Origin of the sequence: Oxalobacter paeniformigenes, from assembly GCF_027158465.1 — a bacterium.
Lineage (GTDB): Bacteria > Pseudomonadota > Gammaproteobacteria > Burkholderiales > Burkholderiaceae_D > Oxalobacter > Oxalobacter paeniformigenes.
Window position 1 is genome coordinate 1 of sequence record NZ_JAMKYL010000022.1, and the last position, 319, is coordinate 319.

General features: G+C 53.6%; 1 protein-coding gene. It reads left to right on the forward strand.

The genetic code is table 11. From position 1 onward, the window contains the following. On the forward strand, window positions 1-319 hold a 319-nt coding region (prs, locus tag NAI64_RS09070; RefSeq protein ID WP_269299800.1), incomplete at both ends, for a ribose-phosphate diphosphokinase.

Consider the following 319-nt stretch of genomic DNA (forward strand, 5'->3'; position numbering starts at 1 on the left):
AGGCATCGGCGTCGATCGTGTCCTGATCATGGACGTCCACGCCGACCAGATTCAGGGCTTCTTCGACATCCCTGTCGACAATATCTATGCATCGCCCATCCTGCTCAAAGACCTTCAGAAGAAAAACTACAAGGATCTTCTCGTCGTCTCCCCGGATATCGGCGGTGTCGTCCGTGCACGGGCATTGGCAAAACGTCTGGAATGTGACCTGTCGATCATCGACAAGCGTCGTCCGCGTCCGAACGAATCCGAAGTCATGAACATCATCGGCAATGTCGAAGGCAGAAACTGCGTCATCATGGACGACATGGTCGATACT